At 35.5% G+C, this 24,377-nt stretch carries 23 protein-coding genes; 8 read left to right on the plus strand and 15 right to left on the minus strand.

Annotated elements, in window-relative coordinates; translation table 11 throughout:
* Nucleotides 1–33: 33 nt before the first annotated feature.
* The 7 genes from pgi (at nucleotide 34) to BUA89_RS12905 (ending at nucleotide 6,988) form a co-directional block, all read left to right on the plus strand.
* The gene (gene pgi / locus BUA89_RS12875; protein WP_072958413.1) at nucleotides 34–1,674 is read left to right on the plus strand and encodes a glucose-6-phosphate isomerase; all 1,641 of its coding nucleotides are present in this window, start codon (nucleotides 34–36) and stop codon (nucleotides 1,672–1,674) included.
* A gap of 108 nt (nucleotides 1,675–1,782) precedes the next feature.
* A complete protein-coding gene (locus BUA89_RS12880; RefSeq protein ID WP_072958416.1) occupies nucleotides 1,783–2,667 on the plus strand; it encodes a bifunctional 5,10-methylenetetrahydrofolate dehydrogenase/5,10-methenyltetrahydrofolate cyclohydrolase in 885 nt (294 codons plus the stop codon).
* A 7-nt stretch (nucleotides 2,668–2,674) separates the two neighbouring features.
* The gene (locus BUA89_RS12885; RefSeq protein ID WP_072958419.1) at nucleotides 2,675–3,304 is read left to right on the plus strand and encodes a 7-carboxy-7-deazaguanine synthase QueE; all 630 of its coding nucleotides are present in this window, start codon (nucleotides 2,675–2,677) and stop codon (nucleotides 3,302–3,304) included.
* A gap of 41 nt (nucleotides 3,305–3,345) precedes the next feature.
* Nucleotides 3,346–4,716, plus strand: coding sequence for an exopolysaccharide biosynthesis polyprenyl glycosylphosphotransferase (locus tag BUA89_RS12890; RefSeq protein ID WP_072958422.1), 1,371 nt, complete (start codon nucleotides 3,346–3,348; stop codon nucleotides 4,714–4,716).
* Nucleotides 4,717–4,819: 103 nt separating this feature from the next.
* Nucleotides 4,820–5,572, plus strand: a complete 753-nt coding sequence (locus tag BUA89_RS12895; protein ID WP_072958425.1) for an MlaE family ABC transporter permease — start codon at nucleotides 4,820–4,822, stop codon at nucleotides 5,570–5,572.
* Nucleotides 5,572–6,387 (plus strand): ABC transporter ATP-binding protein, encoded by an 816-nt coding sequence (locus BUA89_RS12900; RefSeq protein WP_072958428.1) that lies wholly within the window; start codon nucleotides 5,572–5,574, stop codon nucleotides 6,385–6,387. Before BUA89_RS12895 ends, BUA89_RS12900 begins: the two co-directional genes overlap by 1 nt.
* Nucleotides 6,371–6,988, plus strand: a complete 618-nt coding sequence (locus tag BUA89_RS12905; protein ID WP_072958431.1) for an outer membrane beta-barrel protein — start codon at nucleotides 6,371–6,373, stop codon at nucleotides 6,986–6,988. The genes BUA89_RS12900 and BUA89_RS12905 overlap by 17 nt, the downstream gene beginning before the upstream one ends.
* Before the next feature lie 39 nt (nucleotides 6,989–7,027).
* Here BUA89_RS12905 and BUA89_RS12910 read toward each other — a convergent pair whose 3' ends face one another.
* Both BUA89_RS12910 and BUA89_RS12915 read right to left on the minus strand, forming a co-directional pair.
* Nucleotides 7,028–7,345 carry a hypothetical protein gene (locus BUA89_RS12910; protein WP_072958437.1) on the minus strand — a complete coding sequence of 106 codons (318 nt, stop codon included), beginning with the start codon at nucleotides 7,343–7,345 and terminating at the stop codon, nucleotides 7,028–7,030.
* Between the two features lie 77 nt (nucleotides 7,346–7,422).
* A complete protein-coding gene (locus BUA89_RS12915; protein ID WP_072958442.1) occupies nucleotides 7,423–8,229 on the minus strand; it encodes a M48 family metallopeptidase in 807 nt (268 codons plus the stop codon).
* A gap of 107 nt (nucleotides 8,230–8,336) precedes the next feature.
* Between BUA89_RS12915 and BUA89_RS12920 the strand changes: the two genes are divergently transcribed.
* On the plus strand, nucleotides 8,337–8,882 hold the full coding sequence (locus BUA89_RS12920) for a DUF4251 domain-containing protein (RefSeq protein ID WP_072958445.1): 546 nt from the start codon (nucleotides 8,337–8,339) through the stop codon (nucleotides 8,880–8,882).
* A 277-nt stretch (nucleotides 8,883–9,159) separates the two neighbouring features.
* On the opposite strand, the gene BUA89_RS12925 is transcribed toward BUA89_RS12920, so the two are convergent.
* From BUA89_RS12925 to BUA89_RS12990, 13 genes are all read right to left on the minus strand, one after another.
* On the minus strand, nucleotides 9,160–11,424 hold the full coding sequence (locus BUA89_RS12925; RefSeq protein WP_072958448.1) for a hypothetical protein: 2,265 nt from the start codon (nucleotides 11,422–11,424) through the stop codon (nucleotides 9,160–9,162).
* A gap of 1 nt (nucleotide 11,425) precedes the next feature.
* A complete protein-coding gene (locus tag BUA89_RS12930) occupies nucleotides 11,426–11,950 on the minus strand; it encodes an LptE family protein (protein WP_072958450.1) in 525 nt (174 codons plus the stop codon).
* Nucleotides 11,947–12,639 (minus strand): DUF4013 domain-containing protein, encoded by a 693-nt coding sequence (locus tag BUA89_RS12935; RefSeq protein ID WP_072958452.1) that lies wholly within the window; start codon nucleotides 12,637–12,639, stop codon nucleotides 11,947–11,949. Before BUA89_RS12935 ends, BUA89_RS12930 begins: the two co-directional genes overlap by 4 nt.
* A gap of 18 nt (nucleotides 12,640–12,657) precedes the next feature.
* Nucleotides 12,658–13,950, minus strand: a complete 1,293-nt coding sequence (locus BUA89_RS12940; RefSeq protein ID WP_072958455.1) for a sigma-54 interaction domain-containing protein — start codon at nucleotides 13,948–13,950, stop codon at nucleotides 12,658–12,660.
* Nucleotides 13,951–14,041: 91 nt separating this feature from the next.
* Nucleotides 14,042–14,473: a hypothetical protein gene (locus BUA89_RS12945; protein WP_072958458.1), complete on the minus strand. Its 432-nt coding sequence runs from the start codon at nucleotides 14,471–14,473 to the stop codon at nucleotides 14,042–14,044.
* Entirely contained in the window at nucleotides 14,457–15,575 is a 1,119-nt protein-coding gene (locus tag BUA89_RS12950) for a PDDEXK nuclease domain-containing protein (RefSeq protein WP_072958462.1), read from the minus strand. The genes BUA89_RS12945 and BUA89_RS12950 overlap by 17 nt, the downstream gene beginning before the upstream one ends.
* Before the next feature lie 27 nt (nucleotides 15,576–15,602).
* Complete coding sequence (miaB, locus tag BUA89_RS12955; RefSeq protein WP_072958465.1) at nucleotides 15,603–17,036, minus strand: tRNA (N6-isopentenyl adenosine(37)-C2)-methylthiotransferase MiaB; 1,434 nt, start codon at nucleotides 17,034–17,036, stop codon at nucleotides 15,603–15,605.
* 251 nt (nucleotides 17,037–17,287) lie between these two features.
* Entirely contained in the window at nucleotides 17,288–17,872 is a 585-nt protein-coding gene (locus BUA89_RS12960) for an energy transducer TonB (RefSeq protein WP_178362458.1), read from the minus strand.
* A gap of 148 nt (nucleotides 17,873–18,020) precedes the next feature.
* Nucleotides 18,021–18,437 carry an energy transducer TonB gene (locus BUA89_RS12965; RefSeq protein ID WP_072958472.1) on the minus strand — a complete coding sequence of 139 codons (417 nt, stop codon included), beginning with the start codon at nucleotides 18,435–18,437 and terminating at the stop codon, nucleotides 18,021–18,023.
* A gap of 21 nt (nucleotides 18,438–18,458) precedes the next feature.
* A complete protein-coding gene (locus BUA89_RS12970) occupies nucleotides 18,459–18,947 on the minus strand; it encodes an energy transducer TonB (protein WP_072958475.1) in 489 nt (162 codons plus the stop codon).
* A gap of 204 nt (nucleotides 18,948–19,151) precedes the next feature.
* A complete protein-coding gene (prfA, locus tag BUA89_RS12975; RefSeq protein WP_072958479.1) occupies nucleotides 19,152–20,237 on the minus strand; it encodes a peptide chain release factor 1 in 1,086 nt (361 codons plus the stop codon).
* A 391-nt stretch (nucleotides 20,238–20,628) separates the two neighbouring features.
* Entirely contained in the window at nucleotides 20,629–21,930 is a 1,302-nt protein-coding gene (locus BUA89_RS12985) for an APC family permease (RefSeq protein WP_072958487.1), read from the minus strand.
* 3 nt (nucleotides 21,931–21,933) lie between these two features.
* Nucleotides 21,934–24,357, minus strand: coding sequence for a TonB-dependent receptor plug domain-containing protein (locus tag BUA89_RS12990; RefSeq protein ID WP_072958490.1), 2,424 nt, complete (start codon nucleotides 24,355–24,357; stop codon nucleotides 21,934–21,936).
* Nucleotides 24,358–24,377: the final 20 nt, after the last annotated feature.

A 24,377-nucleotide genomic window follows, 5' to 3' on the forward strand; every position in this document is an offset into this window, starting at 1 on the left:
ATCCAAAGTCACAAAACCTTAATTTCTAAATATATGCTATCAAAAATAAACCCTACACAAACCAACAGCTGGAAAGCGCTTGACGAACAATTTGCAAACAATGATTTTGACTTGAGAAGCCTTTTTGAATATAATCCGAACCGTTTTAACGAATTTTCGATCAAAAGAACCAATTTTTTGTTCGATTATTCTAAAAATTTAATCGATTCCAAAACCAAAAACCTTCTTTTAAACCTTGCAGAAGAATGTCAATTGAAAGATGCTATTTCTAAAATGTTTTCGGGTGACAAGATCAACAAAACAGAAGGAAGAGCGGTTCTGCATACAGCTTTGAGAGATTTTTCCGACAAGGAAATTTTAGTAGACGGTGAAAATATCAAACCTCAGATCAAGAGAGTTCTGGATCATATGAAATCTTTCTCAGAGAGCATTATTTCAGGAGATCATAAAGGTTTTACGGGAAAAGAAATTACGGATGTAGTAAACATCGGGATCGGAGGTTCAGATTTGGGACCTGTGATGGTTGTTTCAGCTTTGAAACATTTTAAAACCAGGTTAAACGTTCATTTTGTTTCCAATGTGGATGGAAATCATATCGCAGAAGTTGTTAAAGATTTAAATCCTGAAACCACTTTATTCATCATTGCTTCTAAAACGTTTACGACTCAGGAGACCATGACGAATGCAAACTCTGCAAAAGACTGGTTCTTAAAAGCAGGAAAACAGGAAGATGTAGCGAAACATTTTGTTGCTTTATCAACTAACGTTCAAGCGGTTAAAGACTTCGGAATTGCAGAAGAGAATATCTTCGAATTCTGGGATTGGGTTGGCGGAAGATATTCATTATGGAGCGCAATCGGACTTAGCATCGTTCTTGCAGTGGGATATGAAAATTTCGAGCAATTATTAAGAGGAGCTTATGACACCGACCAGCATTTCCAGACAGCTGAGTTTGGCGAAAACATTCCGGTTTTAATGGGATTAATCGGGATTTGGTATCGTAATTTCTACGCCGCTACAACAGTTGCGATTCTTCCTTATTCTCAATATTTAGACAGATTTCCGGCATATTTCCAGCAAGGAGATATGGAAAGCAACGGAAAATGTGTTGACAGAAACGGCGAATTTGTAGAATATGAAACAGGACCGATCATTTGGGGAGAACCCGGAACAAACGGGCAACATGCTTTCTATCAATTGATTCACCAGGGAACAGAATTGATTCCTGCGGATTTTATCGCGTATGCAAAAAGCCCAAATAAAGTTTCTGATCACCAGGATAAACTATTGGCGAACTTTTTTGCGCAAACTGAAGCTCTTGCTTTCGGAAAAACCGAAGAAGAAGTGGAAGCAGAATTAAAAGCTTCAGGAAAATCTGATGAAGAAATTGATTTCTTATTAAACTATAAGGTCTTCCATGGAAACACTCCAACTAACTCAATATTATTCAATGAATTAACTCCTTTTTCATTAGGACAGTTAATTGCTTTGTATGAACACAAAATTTTCGTTCAGGGTGTGATCTGGAACATCTTCAGCTTCGACCAGTTTGGTGTGGAATTAGGAAAAGTTTTAGCCAACAAAATCCTTCCGGAACTTGAAAACAATGAGACGGTTAGCTCTCACGACACTTCAACAAACGGATTGATTAATTATTATAAAGCGAATAAATAAAATACGATAAAGATTAAAAGCATGGTTGATCATAAATGAAAGTAAATTCAACCATCAACTATTTAATTCTTATCTAAAATCTAATAGTAAAAAGTAATAAAAGTAAAAATGGCAGAAATTCTTGACGGATTAAAAGTATCCAAAGAAATAAAACAGGAAATCAAGGCTGAAGTTGAAAAAATCCTTGAAAGCAAAAGAAGAGCACCGCACTTGGTGGCCATTCTTGTTGGAAACAACGGGGCAAGTAAGGCTTATGTAAATGCTAAAGTAAAAGATTGTGAGGAAGTTGGTTTTCAATCAAGCTTAGTGAAATTTCCAAGCACGGTTTCTGAATCTGAATTGTTGGAAAAAATTGAAGAACTTAATAAAGATAAATCTGTAGATGGCTTTATTGTTCAGTTACCTTTACCGGATCAGATCGATCAGGAGAAAATCATTAATGCTATTGATCCGAGAAAAGATGTTGACGGATTCCACCCTGAAAACTTTGGAAAAATGGCTTTGGAAATGGATACTTTCTTACCCGCAACACCGTTCGGAATTTTAACATTATTAGAAAGATATAATATTGAAACGAAAGGTAAAGATTGTGTCATCATCGGAAGAAGTAAAATCGTAGGAAGACCCATGAGTATCTTGATGGGAAGAAAAGATTTCCCTGGAAACTCCACAGTTACTTTAACACACTCTTATACAAAAGACATTGAAGAATATACTAAAAAAGCAGACATCGTCATTACCGCTTTAGGAGATCCTCATTTCCTGAAAGGAGATATGATCAAAGATGGAGCTGTAATTGTTGACGTGGGTATTACAAGAGTAGACAACGATTCTCCAAAAGGATATTATCTGGCTGGTGACGTAGATTTTGACAGTTGTGCTGCAAAGGCAAGCTGGATCACACCGGTTCCGGGTGGAGTCGGACCTATGACAAGAGCGATGTTGATGAAAAACACCATCATTGCCTACAAAACTTCAGTCTACAACGACTAATTTTAAAATGAATTTAACAGAAGAAATATTATTAAAAGAAGGTAAAATGCTCCCCGTGATGGAGCATTTTTACACTCTTCAGGGAGAAGGAGCATACACCGGAAAAGCAGCCTATTTCATCAGATTGGGCGGTTGCGACGTGGGGTGCCACTGGTGCGATGTAAAGGAAAGCTGGGATCCGAATTTACATCCATTAATGAATGCGGAAGAAATTGCAGAAACTGCAGCAAAACATTGCAAAACCATTGTTTTAACAGGCGGCGAGCCTTTGATGTGGAATCTTGATATTTTAACATCCAAATTAAAAGAATTGGGATGCACCATTCATATTGAAACTTCGGGAGCGTATCCTATGAGCGGACAAATCGACTGGATTACCCTTTCGCCAAAGAAGACTGGGCTTCCAAAAGAAGAAATTTATGCGAAAGCCCATGAACTTAAAGTCATAGTTTTCAATAACAATGATTTTAAATTTGCTCAGGAGCAGGCAGCTAAAGTTTCTGAAAACTGCACACTCTATCTTCAGAGCGAATGGAGCAAACGTGACGAAATGTACCCAAAAATTACAGATTTCATTTTGGAGAATCCGGAATGGCGTGCATCAGTTCAGACCCACAAGTATCTGAATATCCCGTAAAAATATGTAACTTAGCCCTTCGTATCCGAAAATACTGATAGATGCAGAGAATTCGATACTCCAGATATCTGAAATCGATTATCATTTTGCTTGACCTTACGGTTATTGCATCTATTTTCATATTCTTTTTTGTCAGCAGAAATCAGGATCTGAAATACAATCAGGAAACCTGGTATCAGAATATTTTTTCGCTGGTATTGTTGTTTTTGTTCTGGATGCTTCTCAGTGGCAGGACAAGGATTTATAATATCCCTAGAAACCTCACCTATACTCTGTTTCTGGAGCGTTTACTCATCCACTTTTTGCTGTTTATTTTGGGCGTTTTACTGATCGGGAAAGTAAGCTATAATGTATTTTTTAATTCGGATATTTATTGGCTTTCGTTTTATCTTTTTTTCTTTATATTTTTAGCTAAATCATTAATTTTCTTTGGTATTAAATATTTCCGAAGCTTAGGAATTAACCATAGGAACGTCATGTTTTTAAGTGAAAACAGCTCTACGGAAGTTTTAAAGAATATTTTAAAGGAAAGAAAAGATTACGGTTACAAAATTTTCGAATACAAAAATCCGAAGATTGAAGCGAATGAATTAATAGAATTCTGGAAGACCAATGGAATTCACACATTATTTATCCCGACTGAAAACTCTTACAGCGAAGAGCAGGAAAAATCAATCTTCAGATTAGCTGAAGCCAATAAGGTTCATATTTCACTTATCCCCAGTATTATTCAGAATAATTTCTTTTTATATGATATGGGATATATTCAGACACAACCTGTTCTGAATCAAGCGAGGTATCCTTTGGATTATTATTCCAATTTTTTATTAAAAAGAATATTTGACATTATCTTTTCAACTTTTGTTTTGATTTTCATCTGTTCATGGCTATTCCCGGTTATTGCAATTTTAATTAAATCTTCTTCCAAAGGGCCTGTTTTCTTTATCCAAAAAAGATACGGTTTTCATGAAGAAGTTTTTGACTGCATTAAATTCCGTACCATGATCGTTAATGATGAATCTTCAACAAAAACTACATCGGAAAACGATTCAAGAATTACCAAAATCGGCAAATTCTTGAGAAAAACCAGTCTGGACGAAATGCCACAATTTGTGAACGTTCTAAAAGGCCAAATGTCGATCGTAGGGCCAAGACCGCATATGTTGGCTGTCGATAATTATTACAAACCTAAAATCGGGCGATACAGTCTGAGAAGTATGGTAAGTCCGGGAATTACAGGTCTTGCACAGGTAAACGGGCTTCGCGGTGATGCAGGAGATGTAGAAGTAGAGATGAACAAAAGAGTGCTGGCCGATGCTTTCTATGTAAGAAACTGGAGCTTTGTACTTGATCTTGTTATTATTTTAAAAACAATTTTATTGGTTGTAGGCGGAGATAAAAATGCAAAATAAAATTTTTGGTCTACATTATGATATACTAAGTTTAATATTAAACAGAGACTGAGCTTGGTTTCAACTTTAATTTAATTCAATAAAAAAAGTCTAATTTAGCAGAATGTTAAAAAAGTTTTTTACAGCAGTTGGAGAATACATCATCCTTCTAGGTAAATCCATTCAGAAACCCCAGAAAATGAGGGTATTCTGGAAGCTGTTCATGAGAGAAATCAATGATTTGGGAGTCAACTCTTTTGGGTTGGTGATCTTCACATCCATATTCGTTGGGGCGGTTGTTGCTATTCAGATGTTCAACAATTTTGATGCTTCCTCGTTTCCTATTCCACCTTCTTTTGTAGGGTATGCGACCAAAGCTGTTTTAGTTCTGGAGTTTTCGCCTACCATTATCAGCCTTATTCTTGCCGGAAAAGTGGGATCCTATATTGCTTCCAGTATCGGAACAATGAGGGTTTCTGAACAGATTGATGCCTTAGATATTATGGGAGTAAACTCCCCCAACTTCCTGATTTTTCCTAAAATCATTGCTTGTATAATTTTTAATCCTCTATTGATTGCCATCAGTATCGTATTTGGTATCGGAGGTGGATATATAGCAGGGATTTTAACAGGAAACTGGACAACAAATGATTATATCATCGGTATCCAAATGTATATGCCTAATCTTTTTATTTATTATGCATTTACAAAAACCATTGTTTTTGCCTTCATTATTGCAACGGTTCCTTCGTATTTCGGATATAACGTGAAAGGAGGTTCTTTGGAAGTAGGTAGAGCGAGTACACAGGCGGTAGTTTGGACCATGGTATTCATCATCCTTTCCGAGTTGCTATTAACCCAATTAATATTAAGCTAATGATTGAGGTAAAGAATTTAAAGAAAAGTTTTGATGAAGTTGAAGTACTTAAAGGAATTTCAACCTCTTTTGATAAAGGAAAAGTAAATTTAATTATTGGGCAGAGCGGATCCGGAAAAACGGTTTTCCTGAAAAGTTTATTGAATGTATATCAGCCGACTTCGGGGGAAATCTTGTTCGACGGAAGAGATATTAATACCATGTCCAGAGATGAAAAACAGCACCTTCGTTCAGAGATCGGAACGGTTTTCCAGGGAAGTGCTTTGTTTGATTCCTTAACGGTGGAAGAAAATATCATGTTTCCGCTGGATATGTTTACCAATTTGACATTCAGAGAAAAGAAGAGACGTGTTTTTGAAGTTATCGGAAGAGTACATTTGGATAAAGCCAATAAAAAATTTCCGTCTGAAATTTCCGGAGGAATGCAGAAGCGTGTAGCGATTGCAAGGGCGATTGTGAATAACCCGAAATACCTTTTCTGTGACGAGCCCAACTCAGGATTAGATCCATATACTTCGAATGTTATCGACGATCTTTTGCTGGAAATCACGAAAGAATATAATACAACGACCATTATCAATACACACGATATGAACTCTGTAATGACGATTGGCGAGAAAATTGTATATCTGAGATTAGGAATTAAAGAATGGGAAGGAAACAAAGACATTCTGATTACCGCAGGCAATAAAAATCTGATCGATTTCGTTTATTCGTCAGAACTCTTCAAAGAACTGAGAGAATATTTGCTTGAGAATAATAAAACTATTGAGAATACAATTACAAAAATAGACGATAATGAAAAAGGCACTTAGTATAGCATTAATAGGTTTTTCAGTATGGGCTTCCGCACAGATTTCTCTGGCAGGTAAAGCTAATTTAATTTTCCCGACAGGATCACCTTCTTGGTCAAATTCTATAAATACAATTAATTCTGCTATAGAACAAAAAGGTAAAAACAATGTAGGCTTCAACGTTGGTCTTTCATTGAAAGCAAATCTTCCAGCAGCATTTTTTTTAATGCCGGAATTGTATTACACATCTTTTAAAAGTGATTTCACAGATGCTTCTTCTAATACAACTTTCGATATTAAAAACAACCGTATCGATTTGCCTGTTCTTATCGGACACAAAGTTTTAGGCGATTTCTTAGGAGTTTACGTAGGTCCGGTTGCAAGTTATAATTTAAGCAAAGAAGATACGTTTAATGATTTTAAAGAAAATGCAAGAGATAATTTTACGGTAGGTTATCAATTCGGAGCGCAAATGGAAATTAAAAAATTTCTACTTAATGCCAGATATGAAGGAGCTTTCAGTAAAGATTCAAGAAGCTTCATCAATCGGGTGACTGGTGAAAGTATAATGTATGACAACAGACCAAATTTATTTATGGTTGGTGTTGGATACAAATTCTAAATTAAGAGAAAATAACAACGATAAAAAATCCTCAGATCATTAGATTTGAGGATTTTGATTTTCATGATTCCGAAGTTCAGCTTCACGCCTTGCAATTTCTGCAGCCTGTTTTTCCAGATCTTCCTTATCTTTTTGTAATTGTTTGAATTCTTTTCTTTTTTCTTCGGCTTTTATCGCACTTCCTTTGCTTACATATCCTACCATTCCACCGATGATCAGACCGATTCCGATTCCGCCCATAATTCCCATTACGTGAGGCATTCCCAAATCATTAATCCTAAAATTCGGAGATGTTAAATAAAACAGAAGTACTGATAATGCTAAAAGTATCAGCCCGGTAATTGTCAGGTTCTTCATAATATTGTGTTTAAGTGATTAAAACTAAAAAGCCTTACCAAATTTAGTAAAATTCAATAAGGCTTTTCTTTTTATAATTATATTTTTCCGCCAGCAGCTTTATAATATTCCAAAGCTTTAGGAAGGTCTTTATTAATATCTGAGATTCTTGTTTCAGGATTCGGGTGGGTAGAAAGGAACTCAGGCTGCCTTGCTCCTGTAGAAGCCGCTTCCATTCTATTCCAGAAAGGGATTGCCTCTCTTGGATCATAGCCCGCCATTCCCATTAAATACAGTCCCATCTTATCTGCTTCAGATTCCTGATTTCTTCCATACTTCAGTAATGCCACCTGAGAACCGATTGGATATACTTTTTCAAAAACGCTTGCCCATTGTCCGTTAGAAATTGTTCCTCCCAAGATCTGTCCGCCATACTGAGCCACCATTGCCTGAGAAATTCGTTCATTTCCGTGTCCTGCCAATGCGTGAGAAACTTCATGTCCCATTACTACAGCAAGGCCATTATCGTTTTTTGTCACCGGTAAAATTCCTGTGTAAACTGCTACTTTCCCTCCGGGCATACACCATGCATTCAGCTCAGTGCTTTGGATAAGATTAAATTCCCAATTGTAATTCGCAAGATCTGCAGAACGTCCAATCTGTTGGTAATATCTTTCTGCCGCAGATTTTATCCTCGATCCAACACTTACTACCCTTTTTGCGTCTGCAGTTCCGGAGATTACTTTAGATTTTCCTAAGGTTGTTTTATATTCCTGAGCAGACATCGTCAGAATTTCCGAGTTGTTCGCCAATTGCAGGGAAGATCTTCCCGTAATCGGGTTTGTAGTACAAGCCACAACAGCCAGAGCTATTGCCCCTAATCCTAAAAAGTGTGTTATTTTCATAGTTCGAGTGTATTAATTCAACCTTTACAATTTTTGTTCCAAATTCATTTCCAAGCAATATATTTGCATATAATTTGCTATTTAAATTTAATAATAATTTTAGTATCATGAAAAAGTATATTTCAATCATATTTATTTTTGGATTTTTAATGATCTTCCAAAACGGATTTTCACAAACCAAAACCGATTCTCAGACAGTGGCAGAGCTTGTGAATTCAGAAGATTTTTCATTTCATGCAGAAAGAGCGACACCAACCAATTATGACGTAATTAACGTGATGAATTCACTTCCGAATACCACTTCAACAAGAATCTTGGATCTTTCGGGAAGTAATTACTCGATCGATTTAAGAAAAGATAAACTGGAGGTTACTTTGCCGTATTTCGGAAGAGTTTTTAATCCTACTTACGGAAATACAAATCAGAACAGCTACAGATTTACCTCTAAAGATTTTGTAGTTTCCAAATCTCAAGGCAGAAAAGGAAAATCAATCGTAAAAATTAAAGTAAACGATCAAAGTTCTGTAGACGAAATTATCATTGAAGTATTTAAAAACGGTAAAGCTTTTACCTCAATCAGAAGTAACGACCGACAGCCGATTTCTTATGACGGATATATTTCGAAGAATGAGGAAGTAAAAGAGAAACTTTAATTATCTTAAGAATCATAAAAAAAGAGTATATTGAATAGTGTTCAGTATACTCTTTTGTTTTATCATTAAAACTTTTAATTTATTTTTTTCTCATAAAATTCCCGAAAATGATTCCTAAAGAACCGATTATCGGAAAAAAGAATAAGACAAGATAAGGTATAATATCCGATTTATTTTTAATTAAAATCATAATTGAGGTGATGTACAAAGTCATTGCCAAGCCTGCAAAAAACATTATATGAGATGGTGTAATTGATAATATACTCATCATTAATATTTATCCTTTTGTTCTAAAATCTTTTATTTCCTGAATTCTATTTTCGTAATATTCTTTCTTTTCAGGAGTTTTCTCTATCAAAATCTGAAACGCTTTAATCGCTTTAGAATACAGTTTCTGTTCAAAGTAAAGATTCGCCAATGTTTCGGTCATCAAATGGGAAATATCGTCATTTCTTTCTTTTACTACATAACTGCTTTCGTCTTTAAGCTGGCTGATTTTGGGATTATTTTCAATGAAAGCCTCAATTGCTTTTGTTTTAATTTCCTCTTTTTCTTTTTCAACCTCTTTAGTCCTGTCAATTTTCAGCCAACTTTGCCAGGTATTAATAAATCCTGGAACATTACTGTCAAGAGCAACAGAACTCTTATTTTCACTTACAACTTCAGGGATTTCTTCCTGCGGAGTTTCCCCCTTATTATCCGCCTCACTTTCTGTTACATTCCATTTAGAAATATCTGTTCCAAAAAACGAAACATTCATCGCAGGAACTTCTTCTTTAGCTTCTTCGATGCTTTCATCAGCCGGTATTTCTTCCTGTATTTTTACAGCTACGATTTCAGGTGAAGCCACAACTGTTTCTTCTTCATTCTTAGTTTCAGCAACCGCTGGCTTATCAAGCATTGAATCAGGGAGATGAGATTCGAAAGACATAGGCTTCCACTCCAATATTGCTTCTGTAGTTTCTACAGCTTCAGATTCTTTTATTTCATCAACTGTTTCGGAAGGAGTTTTTTCTTCGGTAAGTTCTTGCTTATTTTCAACTTCAGAAGGCCTTACTTCAAAACTTTGGGTTTCTGCAAAGCTTATATCATTTCCAATATTTTCGGGCTCTTCTTCCTTTTTAACAGCTTCGGAAGCTGCTTTTTCTTTCATTTTTTTCTCAACTTCTTCTATCAGACGACGCATTTCATTTTCATGCTTGTTGATATTTTGTTGAGCCACTTCAGCCATTGTATCTTCTGAATTGTTTGGCTGAATTTTTACTTCCGGTAAAAAAGATTCTGTCCCATGGAAACTTAATTCAGTTTCATCCTGTACCACATTCTTTTCTTTTTCAGAAGAAATTTCATCTTCATTGATGATTTTTTCAGGAGTAAAATCCGCTACTTTTTCATTGTTTAAATCTTCCGCAATCCTTTCTGTCTCTTCAACCGTTTCACTTTCATGTATTTCAGCTTCAGCAAACAAAGGTTCTACTTCATGAAAACTTAACTGTGAACTATCTTCTACAATCTCTTCCTCTTTTCCCTGTGAAATTTCATCTTCATTAATAATTTTTTCAGGAGTGAAATCCGCCGATTCATCTTTATCTAAATCATCAGATTCTATTGTAATTAATTCTCTCTTTTCAACCTCTTCAACCGTTTCATTTTCCTGGACTTCAACTTCAGAAAGCAAAGGTTCTACTTCATGTAAGCTTAATTGTGAGTCATCTTCTACAATTCCCTCTTCTTTTTCCAATGGGATTTCATCTTTACTAATGATTTTTTCAGGAGTGAAATCTGTTTGATCTAAAGCTTTTGTTTCAAACTCTGGAATTGTATTTTCTTCTTCAATATTATTTTCAGAAACAGGTTCTTCAATCTCAGTATCCGTTATTTTTGAATCTTCAACGGCAATTTCATCTTGGAGATTTTCATTATTATCAGGCAAAATCTCTTTCTTTTCAACTTTCTGAGTAACGATAGAGCCCGATTCCAAAGTGGATTCAAGATCAATGGTTTCTGCAAGATCGTCATTAAGAAAGTCTTCTTCCCCTTCAAATAAAATTCTGTTTCGTTGGCCGTTCACATAAACATGCTTAACCTCCTCTTGAGGAGTTGGAAGTACTCTGGTTTCCTCTTTCCGGTCGATAATATCCCGTTTAGGTTGTTCCAAGATTTCAGGCTGAGCTTCAATAGATCGAGCCTCTTCCCTTTTAATTGGGAAATTGGAACTTTTTGCTTTTTGTAATAATGTAAGCGGATTTTCTGCCGGAATTTTCTTTTCTTTCTTCGTTTCAGGCTGAATATCCGGCTTTGGACGCTGCTGAATTTTACCGTTAATCAGCTGATACAGAATTTTTTTATCGGTAGTGTAAGCCGCCGTGGTAGACAGAACTTTCTGGTAATTTGCCTTATCGTAAAGATTAACTCCATATAAGTATAAGGCTCTGATATTCTGAACATAGGGAAAAGAATTAATCTCCTCTTTCAGAAGATCCAGATCCTCTGATTGAATGTTTTTTGGGGCCTTTAATAATTCTAAAACTCTATGATTCATGTTACCAATTCGCTACAATGTCGTTAAATATCTTATTTATAATCCTGTCGGTTGCAATTTTCACCTGAGAACTTTCTATCTCAGACTGTGATAAATTACTGTTGAAAACAGCCTCGTCAGAATAGCTTCTGTCAAAACTGAAATCGGGGTGAAGTTTGTTCTCATAATGAACCTTTACCGTAATGGTCAGTTTATTCTGAGATTCCTGCACCACTCCACCTGTATTTTGGTTCGTTACTGTATTCGAACCGATAGTAGTAGGGGTTATTGAGTAATCTGTAATTTCTCCTTCAACCAAAATATCCGGATTTGTTTTTGTTCCTTTTAAAGTTGTTCTCTGCAAAAAACGATTCTGGATATCCGTAGAAAACTGCTGCGATAAGGTAGGATTTACCAAAGGTGCATTGTTCGGAAATTCGCTGATCTGTATCGTTTTTTCATCCGTAAGAGATGAACCTGAAAAGCTGTAACACTGATGAAACAGCGAAAGAATAACAAATCCAAAGATTATTTTTATCTTACTCATAAACCTATTTTTTGATTCTGGGTTTCCAGAACATCTTTAAAACTCATATATTTAATACAAATTCCTACCGGAATCGTAAAAATTAAACCAATACCGCAGGCTATAATTCCTAATTCGGCAATGATACCCACTACAATCAGGAAAAGGAAAATCACTAAAAAGTTTTTCTTTGCAATTTTCCACGAGAGCGAATACGCCTGTCTTACACTCTGGATTCTGTGAATCGAAATTAGCGGCTGCACAAAATAGAACGACACACTGAATGCAATCAGAAATAATACATACAGAAAAATCCAGATTCCCATTCCTCCGATCATAATAGCCGGATCTAATTGCTCTCCTTCTGATGCTGCAATAATTATCGGCATTAAACTTATCTGTATCGGTATCATTAAAACAAAAATGACTGCCAATAATAAAATTAAAAATTTGAAATACACCCAGAAGTCTGTAAAATCAAAAATATCTCCTGCTTCCAGTTTTTGTCCTTCATCCACTTTCTTACATATCTTCAGGAAGTTTCCCATGGCCAGAACTCCACAAAAAGGGATGATACTCATTACAATAGCAAGCAGCGTTGCTACTATAAATCCTCCCATGTCTTTTTTAAATAGCTCGAAACCATCCGAAATATATTTTCCTATTCTAAAATCGTACCCTCTGGTTGTAATCGAATCAAAATTCATCATTGTTTAATTATTTAGTTTTTATTCTTCTAAGTTATATTGTTTTATTTTTCTGTATAATGTTCTCTGTGAGATTCCCAATTCATCCGCCGCTTTGTTCCTACGCCCTTTATGCTTCTCCAATGCTTTGATAATCAAATCCTTTTCGTTATTTTGAAGCGATAAAGATTCCGGTCTGTTTTCTTCAATTTCAATATCCTCAAAATCTTCATAACTCTCTTCAGGAGAAGAAATGATCGTCGGATTCTGTACGACCGGAGCATTGTTATTACTGTTCTCAAAATACAACAAAGAGCCGGGAGTTATGTTCTGTTGAGTCTCAGGAGTATAAATTCGGTTAATCAGATTTTTTTCGTGATTGCTCAGATCAGAATTCCCTCTGTTTTTTATCAATTCCGAAGTTAAGGATTTTAAATCATTAATATCGTTCCGCATGTCAAAGAGAATTTTATACATAATTTCCCTTTCACTTCCAAAATCATTCTGCTTCTGATTGTTCGGTGCGTTTACCACCATAGGAAGATGCGTCTCCATCGGAATATATTCTGCCAGTTTTTCAACTGTTACATGCCTGTTTCTCTCGACTACCGTCATTTGTTCAACCAAATTTCTCAGCTGACGGACATTCCCGGGAAAAGTATAATTTTCGATATAATGAACTGCGCTCGGCTCCAATTCCAGCTCAGGCATTCTGTATTTCTCAGCAAAATCTATAGCAAACTTTCTGAAAAGCAAATGAATATCTCCTTTTCTTTCCCTTAAAGCCGGCATATCAATTTGTACGGTATTCAGACGATAAAACAAATCCTCACGGAATCTTCCGTCATGAATGGCTTTCATCATGTTCACATTCGTTGCCGCAACAATTCTCACATTGGTTTTCTGAACCTGCGAAGAACCTACTTTCATGAATTCGCCGCTTTCGAGAACCCTTAAAAGGCGAACCTGAGTCTGTAGAGGCAGTTCCCCAACCTCATCAAGGAAAATAGTTCCGCCGTCTGCCACCTCGAAATACCCTTTTCGGGTTGTTGTAGCTCCGGTAAAAGCTCCTTTTTCGTGACCAAAAAGTTCGGAATCGATTGTTCCTTCAGGAATTGCTCCACAGTTGACAACGATGTAAGGCTGATGTTTTCTTTTAGATTCTGAATGAATAATTTTCGGAATAAATTCTTTACCAACACCACTTTCTCCTATTACAAGGACTGAAATATCTGTGGGTGCCACCTGAATTGATTTTTCTAAAGCACGGTTTAAAGCCGGAAAATTTCCAATAATTCCGAATCGGTTTTTTATATTTTGTAGCTCGTTGCTCATAAGTAAGTTTTAGATTAGTTTTCCTACAGTTTTTTTAGCTGCAGAAATTGATTAATTCGTTAAAATTTAATTTGAATTTTATTTCTGTTAATTAACCAATTAGATCTAAATAATCTTTGTTTCTGACTTTTGAAACCTTCGTTTTAAAATATAAAATTACAGCAAAAAGATTTTTTCCACTGTTTTTCTCGTAGTTTTTCAGGAGTTGATTATGCTTTTCTTTTTCAGAAAAACCTACACCTGATTTATTTTTATATGAATAATCACATTTTTTCCCTGAGAAGATTTTCCCGATCAAATCAATCGCATTTTGCTTTTGATTGATAGCAAAATTATTTCTCGGATTTTCTTTAACACAAAATTGCTGTGAATCTTCACAATCATGATTTAAAAACTGATTATAAAGTTCATACAATTGTTTACAGTCTTCACCTTCAACATTTCCATTCGTAATCTGTGCCGAAATATTGCTGCAGATTATTACCAACAATACACTTAGGCAATACTTATGAAGTTTTTCCATTGTCTGAGTTTAAAATGTTAATAAAATCTTCTTTACTTGGCAATACGGTAAAATATTTACTGGAAAAAACCTGTTCATTATCTTCCGGTAATGTATATCGCACCAATGCTTCACTTTTATCCTGACACAGAATAATTCCTATGGTTTTATTTTCATCCTCAAGGCGCTTTTCTCTGTCGTAATAGTTGACATACATCTGCATTTGTCCAATGTCTTGATGCTTCAGTTCACCGATTTTTAAATCAATTAAAACAAAACATTTTAAGATTCTATTGTAAAAAACCAAATCTATTTTAAAATGTTTCTCATCAAAAGTTATTCTGTTTTGTCTTGCAACAAAGGTAAAACCAGTTCCTAATTCTAAAAGGAAATGTTCTAATTTATCGATGAGTTCAGATTCTAATTCGGTTTCAGAATAGTTTGGTTTTTCAGACAGCCCCAGAAATTCTAAAATATAAGGATCTTTGATGAGATCTTTCGGTTTTTCTATTATTTGACCTTTTTCAGATAGCTGAATAATCTCTTCTTTATTTTTACTTAAAGATAGCCTTGTATATAATGCTGAATCGTACTGTCTCTGCAGTTCTCTTAAGCTCCAGTTATTTTTAAAACTTTCAATTTCGTAGAATTTTCTTTCGTTGATATCTTTTATACGCATCAGTTTTAAATAATGTGACCATGAAAGATTGAAATTAACAGACTGTACCTGTTGAATTGGAAAAACGTCAGACAGTGTCTGACCAATTGAATTTAAAGATTTCTGAGGTAGTGTTTCCGAAATTGGATTTTCAATCTTTTTTAATTGTGCAGACGGTGTTTGCACAATTGAATAAGACAAATAAAATTGTCTCATTAAATCTAAATTTCTTTTTGAAAATCCTTTTCCATATCTTTTAGTGAGCTCAATAGCAAGATTTTTAATTAATTCCGCACCATATTCTGCTCTTTCCTGTCCGTGCTGTTCCTCTTCTACAATCATTCTTCCGATCTCATAGTAAGTGAGAACCATCGTTTGATTTACAGCCACCGCAACTCTCTTTCTGGCATTATCTAGTAATGCAGAAATATTCTGTAGCAGTTGTTGTGATTGTAGATTATCCATTATTTGAAGAACTTAAAACTTTAAATTCTATACCGTTTCCCCTAAAAGTGTGCCTTGTGTGTTATCAAAAACAAAAACGTCCACAATATCACCAATTTTCTGACCTTCCAGCATATCAAAAACGCAAACCGCATTCTGGGAATTCCTACCTTTCCATTGGTTTTTGTTCTTTTTAGAAATACCTTCAATCAAAATTTTGTGCGTTTTTCCGACGTAAGATTTCATACGGTTTCTTGATAATTCGCCTTGTAAAGCAATTACTTCTGCCAAACGTCTCTGTTTTACATCAGCCGGAATATTGTCTTCCATTTTTTTGTGAGCCGGAGTTCCCGGTCTTTCTGAGTAAGCGAACATATAACCGTAGTCATATTCCACTTCTCTCATTAAGCTTAATGTATCTTGGTGATCTTCTTCAGATTCGTTGCAGAAACCAACGATCATATCCTGAGAAAACGCCACTTCCGGAACGATTTCTTTCGCTTTTTTAATTAAATCTAAATATTCTTCACGGGTATGCTGTCTGTTCATCGCTTCCAGCATATTGTTGCTTCCACTCTGAACCGGTAAATGAACATATTTGCAGATATTGTCGTGCTTTGCCATCATTCTGAATACATCAAGACTCATATCCTGAGGATTGGAAGTCGAGAATCTGATTCTCATTTCAGGAACAGCTTTAGCAACCAAATCAAGCAACTGAGCAAAATTTACAGCGGTTGCTTTCTGCATTTCAGATGCTTTTGCAAAGTCCTTTTTTGGTCCGCCTCCATACCAAAGATAAGAATCTACATTCTGACCTAACAAAGTAATTTCTTTGTAGCCACTTTCCCAAAGGCTTTTACATTCATCTAAAATTGAGTGCGGATCACGGCTTCTTTCTCTACCTCTTGTAAACGGAACTACACAGAAAGTGCACATATTATCGCAACCTCTTGTAATGGTAACGAAAGCAGTCACACCATTTCCGCCTAAACGAACAGGATTGATATCCGCATACGTTTCTTCCTTGGAAAGAATTACGTTAATTGCATCTCTTCCGTCCTCGGTTTCTTTTAAAAGATTCGGTAAATCTCTGTACGCATCCGGACCAACCACAAGATCAACCAACTGTTCTTCTTCTAAGAACTTAGTTTTCAAACGCTCAGCCATACAACCCAAAACCCCAACCGTCATGTTTGGACGTTCTTTTTTCAGGTTTTTGAACTGGGAAAGACGCATTCTTACGGTTTGTTCAGCCTTTTCGCGTATTGAACATGTATTTAAAAGAATAAGATCCGCTTCTTCTACTTTAAGAGTCGTATTGTACCCTTGTTCGTTAAGAATTGAGGCAACGATCTCAGAATCAGAAAAATTCATCTGACAACCGTAACTCTCCAAAAATAATTTCTTGGAATTCCCGACTTTTTCTGCAATCGCAAAAGCTTCTCCCTGTTTTGTTTCGTCTATATATTTTTCCTGCACGATAATCGAATTTAAGGTTTAAAGTTTAATATTTAAGGTTCAATGCATACCACTTTGAACTCAAAACATTAAATTTTGAACTTATTGAATTTGCAAAGATACAAAATATTGTGACAGAATGTCAGGAGATATTTTTTAATTAAATTATCAAAAATAAACTCTGTTTAATGTGTGAATCCAATCATAAAAGCATTCAAAAGCTATAATTTATTAGAAACACCTTACTAAATTTTCTGATTAATTTAGAATTTTTAATTTGTAACAAAAGCAAATGGTAATCTAAACTTATAATCTACAGGAATCCCTTCTTTTAATGCCGGCTTCCATTCATTGCTGAAACTCTCTATAACCGTAATAATTTTATCATCAAATATTTTATCACCAGAAGATGGCTCAAGCTTTATATTTTCTATTTTACCATTTTTAGTTACTGTAAAGCTAACTTCTGTTTTAAATCCATTATTCAATTTAAAATCATTTATATTGATCCTTTGCATAACTTCCCTCCTAAATCCAATAATTCCATCCGGAATATTTTTAGGAGATGCAATATCTTCATGAGGGAGATATCCTTCTTTGTAGTTTTTAAACAGAGCATCAGGAACAATAAAAAAACCCGCTATAGCTTGCTTCTTTACACCCTTAACAACTGCAGGATTCCATTTATCCATATAATTTATTACCTGAATTGCCAAATCATATGCACATTTGTTTCTCTCAGTACTTTCTTCATTTGCAGGGTTACTCAGATACTTTATAGAAGCATCTTCGTTAATAAGTACTTTTAAATAATAAGCCTCACTTTTATTTTCACAAGGTTTTAATTTTTTAGACATTAATATTTTATGAAAATCTTTATAAAACTGCACCTTTCCTCCTTTATAAGATTCCAGAAATTCAGGGTAACGAAGATATTGTGGAGAATCAACATTTTGTCCAAAGATTTTCACAACACACAATAACATAATATTCAACAACACTTTCTTAGTCATGATCGTACGTATTATGATTAAAAGTCACTTTCATTACAAATTTAGAATCCACCGGAATTCCATTTTTTACTGCAGGTTTCCATTTTCCTTTTACTTTTTTAACGGCGTACTTCATGTCATCAATAAACATTTCATTGTTTTTAAATTTTGGAAGAACATCAACCTTATCAATTTTTCCTTTCGGATCAATATTAAACACAAAAGTCACTTGGCCTTGGATAGCATATAAAGCCATATCAATATAAGCGTGAACCATATTCATAAATTCTTTCTGAAAGGCTTCATCACCCCCCGGAAATTCTGCTTTTTGATAGTTTGACGATATTTCCTGCGTTGAAACCGCAGTCTGCTGTGAAAAGCCTTTACCGCCCCAAAGCAATAAAGGTAGAATTAAAAGGTATTTTTTCATAGTTATTAATAAGCAATCTTTTTAAACGTCGGTAGCTATAGAAGAGAGATTTATTTTGATTTTAACTTGTGAAGTTATAGGCTGCCCGCCACACATTGCAGGAATCCAGTTTTTCTTGATTCTTCTCACCACATATTTCATATCCTCAAAGAATACCTCACTGTTTGCCACCTTCGGAGCTCCTTCAATATTCGTCACTTTTCCGGTTGGGTCTATCGTGAGAGTGAATGTAAAATCGCCATTCAGAACATAAAAATCTGTATTAAGATAAACATACATATATTTCCTCAACGTTTCCTTGTAAGCTGGAATACCTCCTTCAAAACTTGCGGTTTTAAAATCATTACAATTCTTCACAGCAACCTGAAGCAATGGTTCTTTAATATCTATTTTTAAGAAATTTTTGTTGTTTTCCGTGATCATGTTATCATCTCTTTCCTCAACATCATTATTTTGTGCAAAAGAAAAATTTGCAACCAATAGACCTAGAAATAATGCTATAGCTTTCATAGATTTTTTTCTGTATCGTTTATAAAATCCAAAATTACACCAAAAAAGAAAGAAAATTCACTCAACAAATAAGTTTCTTTCCTGAAAAGGTCTATAATTTTTCAGGCAATATATAGTTTCATAAATAAACTATTCAAGATAAAATTTTTAATCAAAAAAGTCTCCGGAAATCCAGAGACTTTAAAAAGATTTTATGTAAAGATTTTATAAACTTTCTTCTTCGCCTTTCATTTTTTCGGCGTTTTCTGCCATGATAACGGCATCGATCATTTCGGAAATATCACCATTCATGTATGCATCAAGATTATACATTGATTTATTGATTCTGTGATCAGTAACTCTTCCCTGAGGATAATTGTACGTTTTGATCTTTGCAGAACGGTCACCCGTAGAAACCATCGACTTACGTTGCGCAGCAATATCTCCCTGAACTTTCTGCAATTCGATATCATACAATTTGGTTCTCAACATTTCCATCGCCAACTCACGGTTTGCCAACTGAGAACGAGCCTGCTGACAAACAACCACCAATCCTGAAGGTTTGTGCGTCAACTGAACTTTAGTTTCAACCTTGTTTACGTTCTGACCTCCGGCTCCACCTGAACGTGATGTCTGCATTTCGATATCGGCAGGATTCAGTTCAAAATCAACCTCTTCAGCTTCCGGAAGAACAGCAATTGTAATGGCCGAAGTGTGAACTCTACCCTGAGATTCCGTTTCCGGAACACGTTGTACACGGTGAACTCCAGACTCGAATTTCATGATTCCGTAAACACCTTCTCCTTCCACTTTCATGATCAATTCTTTGTATCCTTTCGCAGCCTCGTTGGAATCTGTAATCTCGTGTCTCCATCCTTTCGTTTTGAAATACATGGAATACATTCTGTAAATATCTTCCACGAAAATCGCAGCTTCATCACCACCCGTTCCGGCACGAAGTTCCACAATTACATTTTTGTCATCTGCAGGATCTTTCGGAATCAATAATACTTTTAATTCTTCCTCCAATCCAGGAATTTTTTCCAGTGCCTCGTTTTTCTCGATTTTTGCCAATTCAACAAAATCTTTGTCTGATCCGTCAGCAATGATCTCGTCGGATTCCTCAATCGTATCCAAAGCTCCTTTATATTGATCGTAAACTTTTACAATTTTCCCCAAATCGCTATATTCTTTGTTCAAAGAAGAATATCTTTTTTGGTCTGAAATTACATCAGGCTGTATAATAAGGTCTGCAACCTCATTATATCTCTGTTTTATAGCTTCTAATTTTGGAATTAATGATTTAGACATTATGAAAATTTTGTGGGTGCAAAGATACGGATTATTAATTCAAAACTCAATAACCCATCGCATTACATTATTCCTTTCCTTAAATTTTCACAGTTTGTCATTCAGAACGAAGCGAAAGCGTAGTGAAGAATCTATTTTTAACACAGGGTTCGCTAAGTTTTTTGAAATAATTGGGGATGTTTTTCGTTCGCCAGGGCTTTTCACTCAGCAAATGACAGATGATTTTTTAATTACTTTTGTCATTTTGGAAGAATATAAGTTAATTATTAAAAATCCTTCGACTGCTTCGCGCTCAGGATGACATTGCTAATTCTAACTATTTAAATATCAATAAAATCAAAATACACACATTGTCAGTCTGAACTTGTCGAAGACTTTAGTTTACAAAAAATTAAGCATTGCTCTTCGTCAATTTTCCATCAATTAAATACAAAACAATTCCCAACACCACAATTCCCAATCCGATAATGCTTTCTTTCGGATTATGAATAAATGTGAAATATAAAATATATACACTGAATAACAAAAAAACGGTCGGAAAGAGATAAAATAAATTGGATTTGAATATTTTTCGATTTTCCTTTTTAATAAAATATGCAGTAGAAATCGCCAGACTCGCAAACAATTGAAGAATAAAAGCGGTATAAACGAAAATTTCTTTAAAACTTCCCGTCAGAATAATCAAAGTTGCGATGACCGCATGAGCAAAAATTGCCCGAACCGGAATTCCTTTGTGATTTCCGACGGATAGAGATTTCCAGAGTTTATTTTCCTTGGCAAAAGCCTGTGTTAACCTGGATCCGACCCACAAATACCCACTGATTGTTGCAACCAGTTGCAAAGCAATAAAAACATTCACCACTTTCCCAAAAGTATGACCGAGCATATTATTTGCCGCTTCACCCATCACATCTTCTTTACCGGCTAATTGATTAACCGGAGCGTGTTTTAGCATTATAAAATTCACCAGAAGGTAGCATACAGTCACGAAAACGGTGCCGACAATCAAAGCTTTAGGCAAATTTTTCTGAACATCTTTAATTTCTCCGGCAATATAAGAAGCGGAGTTCCATCCTGTATATGAATAAGTTACAAAGACTAAAGATGTTGCAAAAGCAGGAAGCATGATTTCTTTTTTCCATGAATCATCAAGTTGCAAGCTGTTTCCAATGGATTCTGATTCTGAAAGTGCGATTCCAAGAATAATCAAAACAACAATAAAAGCTATTTTTATGAATGTAAAAAAATTGTGAAACCGGCTTGAAGCTTTTAAACTGAACGATAAAAAAACAGAAACCAGAAAAATTATTCCGACAGCAAAGCTATTCCCAAAAGAAAAATTGAAGGCAGAAAGATATTTTGACATCGCCAAAGCCGCCAAGGCAACAGGGGAAGAAAACCCGATAATCAGGGAAATCCAGCTTACCAGATATCCCAAAAGCGGATGATAAGTTTCTTTCAAATAAATAAAATCTCCACCGTTTCCTTTAAAATGTGAACCCAATTCGGCATAACAAAAAGCTCCGAATAACGCCAGAATTCCCCCTATGATCCAAAGGAGGAATATGCTGTACGTATTTGTAATATCTGTAAGCTGAAAACCCAGCGTTGTAAAAATCCCGGTTCCGATCATATTCGAAACAACGATTGCTACTGCGGTTTTCCAGCCTATCTGATGTGATGTAGCATTCATTAATTAAAATGTAAAATTAAGCCTTCCGAAGAAGTAATTTCCCAATGTTCCCATCTGAACGGGAGCATATTTGAAAACGCCATAATACGAATTTTCGTAGATCTGTAGATCAGGGAAGACATCAAAAACATTATTTGCACCGACCGTTAAGTTAATATTTTTTGTAAAATCGTAGCCAACACTCACATCCGTCACCATTTTCGGAGCAAATTCCTGAACACCACCAAAAGGATACCCGTCTCTGATTACTTTCCCAAAATAGGTATTTCTTACCAGGAAATTAAATTTGCCTATTCCATAATTCAAGCCTAAAGTTGCTTTTGTTTTTGGAGATAATGTTTCGATGATATTGATTTGATCCGGTCCGAAAAATTCATTTTGCGGAGTCTGTAAATTTGCAGGAAAATGGAAATCCGTAATTTTTGTTTCTGTATAATTTCCGGCAAGATTGATGTTTAAATTTCCTCCGCCCAATCTCCAGTCATAGGCTATAACCAAATCCACCCCTCTTGTTTCCGTATCAATCGCATTGGCAAAAAATCTTCCGCTTTCTACCCCGTAAACCGCTAACCTATCATCTGTAATATTACTTGTGATTACGATTCTGTCTTTAACTTTAATTAAATATCCATCCAAAGTAATCGATAGTTTACTGATTGGTTTTAAGGTAAATCCAACACTTCCATTGACAGATGTTTCCTGTTTCAGTTTATCAAAGCCAAGAGCCCTAGCTGCCTCACTGTCGTTGTTAAAAATTCCTTTGGTAACGATGGAATTTCCTGTTGTAGAAATATCTGCGTAAGAATTATTAAAATATTGCTGTTGCAAAGACGGCGCTCTGAAGCCTGTTCCAACCGCCGCACGAATGGCGTAATTTTTTACAAATTCGTATCTCACCGCTAATTTTCCATTCAGAGTGCTTCCAAAATCTGAATAATTTTCAAATCTTCCGGCAAGATCAACATTCAATTTTTTATCAAGATCATAAGAAACATCCGCATAAACTGCTGTTGAATGTCTTGATTTTGACAACGCATTTTGAGGAGAAAAACCAATGAAAGACTGCGATCCTCCTGCTCCGACCACATCATTTGGATCTGTATCCGAAGTAACCAGATTTCCGAAAACATCATATCTTAAATACGAAGTCTCATCTCCGGATTTAATATCATATTGTTCAAATCTGAATTCTCCACCGAAAGCAATATTGAAGTTCTTTATATTTTTTGAAACATCAAGATTAATTGTATTTTGAAGAAAACTGTGTGCACCGGCATTAAAACTTGTCGGAGATTTTGCACCTAACGAGGCATTGACCGTGTTGCTTACATCATAATTGAAGGTGTTGCTTCCAAAAGTATTGCTTAAATCAAAAAACCAGTCGTTTTTGTTGTATTTTGCTCCGATTGCATAAGAAATATCGTACACTTTAGAGCCTAAAGTCGGCTGGAATCCATTTGGATAAATAGAATACACATTATTATCCGTTTCGCTCGGAAGCCTTCTGAAACCATACCCTTGACCTTCTTTTATACTAAAACCTCCAAAAGAATATAATTTAAATCGATCATTAATCGGGTATTCTGAATTAAAAAATAACTGAGCCTGCTTTATCTGAGCATCCCCGATCTGAAAATTGAAATCATCACGCGTTAAGCCCCTCTGTTGAATGATAGCATCATCGGCAGCTCTTGCCGCTGCGGGATTATCGGCAAAGTCGTACGCAAAATTCCCTCCAAAAATATCCAGATTATGATTCTGCGTTCTAGTTGTTTTTCCTCTGTGGTTCAACTGTAAAGACAAACTGATGTAGCTGTCTTTCTTTCCTAAAGAAGCCCCATAATTAACTCCAGCCTGATATGTTTCGCCGTCGTTTCTTCCTGAAATCCCATAATTCAGACTTGCTGTTCCACCGATATCTTTTTTAAGAATAATATTAATAACTCCCGCAATGGCATCAGAACCGTATTGTGCAGCAGCACCGTCCCGAAGAACTTCAATTCTGTCGATTGCAATAACGGGAATTGTGCCTAAATCTGTTCCGACAGAACCATTCCCCACCGTATTCTGATAATTCACCAAAGATGTTGTATGCCTTCTTTTTCCATTGACGAGGACTAAAACCTGATCCGGCCCCATTCCTCTCAAAGTCATTGGATCAATATGCTCCGTTCCATCGGAAGCCGACTGACGAACGGCATTAAAAGACGGGATTACATAATTTAATAAATCCTGAACAGTGGTTTGCGGAGAAGATTTTTGAATTTTATCAATATTGATGATATCTACCGGGACTGGAGTTTCTAATTTTGTTCTCTTCGCATTACGATTTCCAACAATCACAACATCTTCAATCTGTTTTTCCTGTTCCTGTGCCGATAAAAATCCAATTGCCAAAAGCAGTACGCTTACGCTGAGTTTCTTCATTTCCTTCAGTGCTTTTTAAA

Origin of the sequence: Chryseobacterium arachidis (assembly GCF_900129245.1) — a bacterium.
GTDB lineage: Bacteria > Bacteroidota > Bacteroidia > Flavobacteriales > Weeksellaceae > Chryseobacterium > Chryseobacterium arachidis.

What these genes read in the sequence shown, in the direction of transcription:
- pgi (WP_072958413.1), top strand. Translation starts at nt 34, where the DNA reads ATGCTATCAAAAATAAACCCTACACAAACCAACAGCTGGAAAGCGCTT.
- BUA89_RS12880 (WP_072958416.1), top strand. Translation starts at nt 1,783, where the DNA reads ATGGCAGAAATTCTTGACGGATTAAAAGTATCCAAAGAAATAAAACAG.
- BUA89_RS12885 (WP_072958419.1), top strand. Translation starts at nt 2,675, where the DNA reads ATGAATTTAACAGAAGAAATATTATTAAAAGAAGGTAAAATGCTCCCC.
- BUA89_RS12890 (WP_072958422.1), top strand. Translation starts at nt 3,346, where the DNA reads ATGCAGAGAATTCGATACTCCAGATATCTGAAATCGATTATCATTTTG.
- BUA89_RS12895 (WP_072958425.1), top strand. Translation starts at nt 4,820, where the DNA reads ATGTTAAAAAAGTTTTTTACAGCAGTTGGAGAATACATCATCCTTCTA.
- BUA89_RS12900 (WP_072958428.1), top strand. Translation starts at nt 5,572, where the DNA reads ATGATTGAGGTAAAGAATTTAAAGAAAAGTTTTGATGAAGTTGAAGTA.
- BUA89_RS12905 (WP_072958431.1), top strand. Translation starts at nt 6,371, where the DNA reads ATGAAAAAGGCACTTAGTATAGCATTAATAGGTTTTTCAGTATGGGCT.
- BUA89_RS12910 (WP_072958437.1), bottom strand. Translation starts at nt 7,345, where the DNA reads ATGAAGAACCTGACAATTACCGGGCTGATACTTTTAGCATTATCAGTA.
- BUA89_RS12915 (WP_072958442.1), bottom strand. Translation starts at nt 8,229, where the DNA reads ATGAAAATAACACACTTTTTAGGATTAGGGGCAATAGCTCTGGCTGTT.
- BUA89_RS12920 (WP_072958445.1), top strand. Translation starts at nt 8,337, where the DNA reads ATGAAAAAGTATATTTCAATCATATTTATTTTTGGATTTTTAATGATC.
- BUA89_RS12925 (WP_072958448.1), bottom strand. Translation starts at nt 11,424, where the DNA reads ATGAATCATAGAGTTTTAGAATTATTAAAGGCCCCAAAAAACATTCAA.
- BUA89_RS12930 (WP_072958450.1), bottom strand. Translation starts at nt 11,950, where the DNA reads ATGAGTAAGATAAAAATAATCTTTGGATTTGTTATTCTTTCGCTGTTT.
- BUA89_RS12935 (WP_072958452.1), bottom strand. Translation starts at nt 12,639, where the DNA reads ATGATGAATTTTGATTCGATTACAACCAGAGGGTACGATTTTAGAATA.
- BUA89_RS12940 (WP_072958455.1), bottom strand. Translation starts at nt 13,950, where the DNA reads ATGAGCAACGAGCTACAAAATATAAAAAACCGATTCGGAATTATTGGA.
- BUA89_RS12945 (WP_072958458.1), bottom strand. Translation starts at nt 14,473, where the DNA reads ATGGAAAAACTTCATAAGTATTGCCTAAGTGTATTGTTGGTAATAATC.
- BUA89_RS12950 (WP_072958462.1), bottom strand. Translation starts at nt 15,575, where the DNA reads ATGGATAATCTACAATCACAACAACTGCTACAGAATATTTCTGCATTA.
- BUA89_RS12960 (WP_178362458.1), bottom strand. Translation starts at nt 17,872, where the DNA reads ATGTCTAAAAAATTAAAACCTTGTGAAAATAAAAGTGAGGCTTATTAT.
- BUA89_RS12965 (WP_072958472.1), bottom strand. Translation starts at nt 18,437, where the DNA reads ATGAAAAAATACCTTTTAATTCTACCTTTATTGCTTTGGGGCGGTAAA.
- BUA89_RS12970 (WP_072958475.1), bottom strand. Translation starts at nt 18,947, where the DNA reads ATGAAAGCTATAGCATTATTTCTAGGTCTATTGGTTGCAAATTTTTCT.
- prfA (WP_072958479.1), bottom strand. Translation starts at nt 20,237, where the DNA reads ATGTCTAAATCATTAATTCCAAAATTAGAAGCTATAAAACAGAGATAT.
- BUA89_RS12985 (WP_072958487.1), bottom strand. Translation starts at nt 21,930, where the DNA reads ATGAATGCTACATCACATCAGATAGGCTGGAAAACCGCAGTAGCAATC.
- BUA89_RS12990 (WP_072958490.1), bottom strand. Translation starts at nt 24,357, where the DNA reads ATGAAGAAACTCAGCGTAAGCGTACTGCTTTTGGCAATTGGATTTTTA.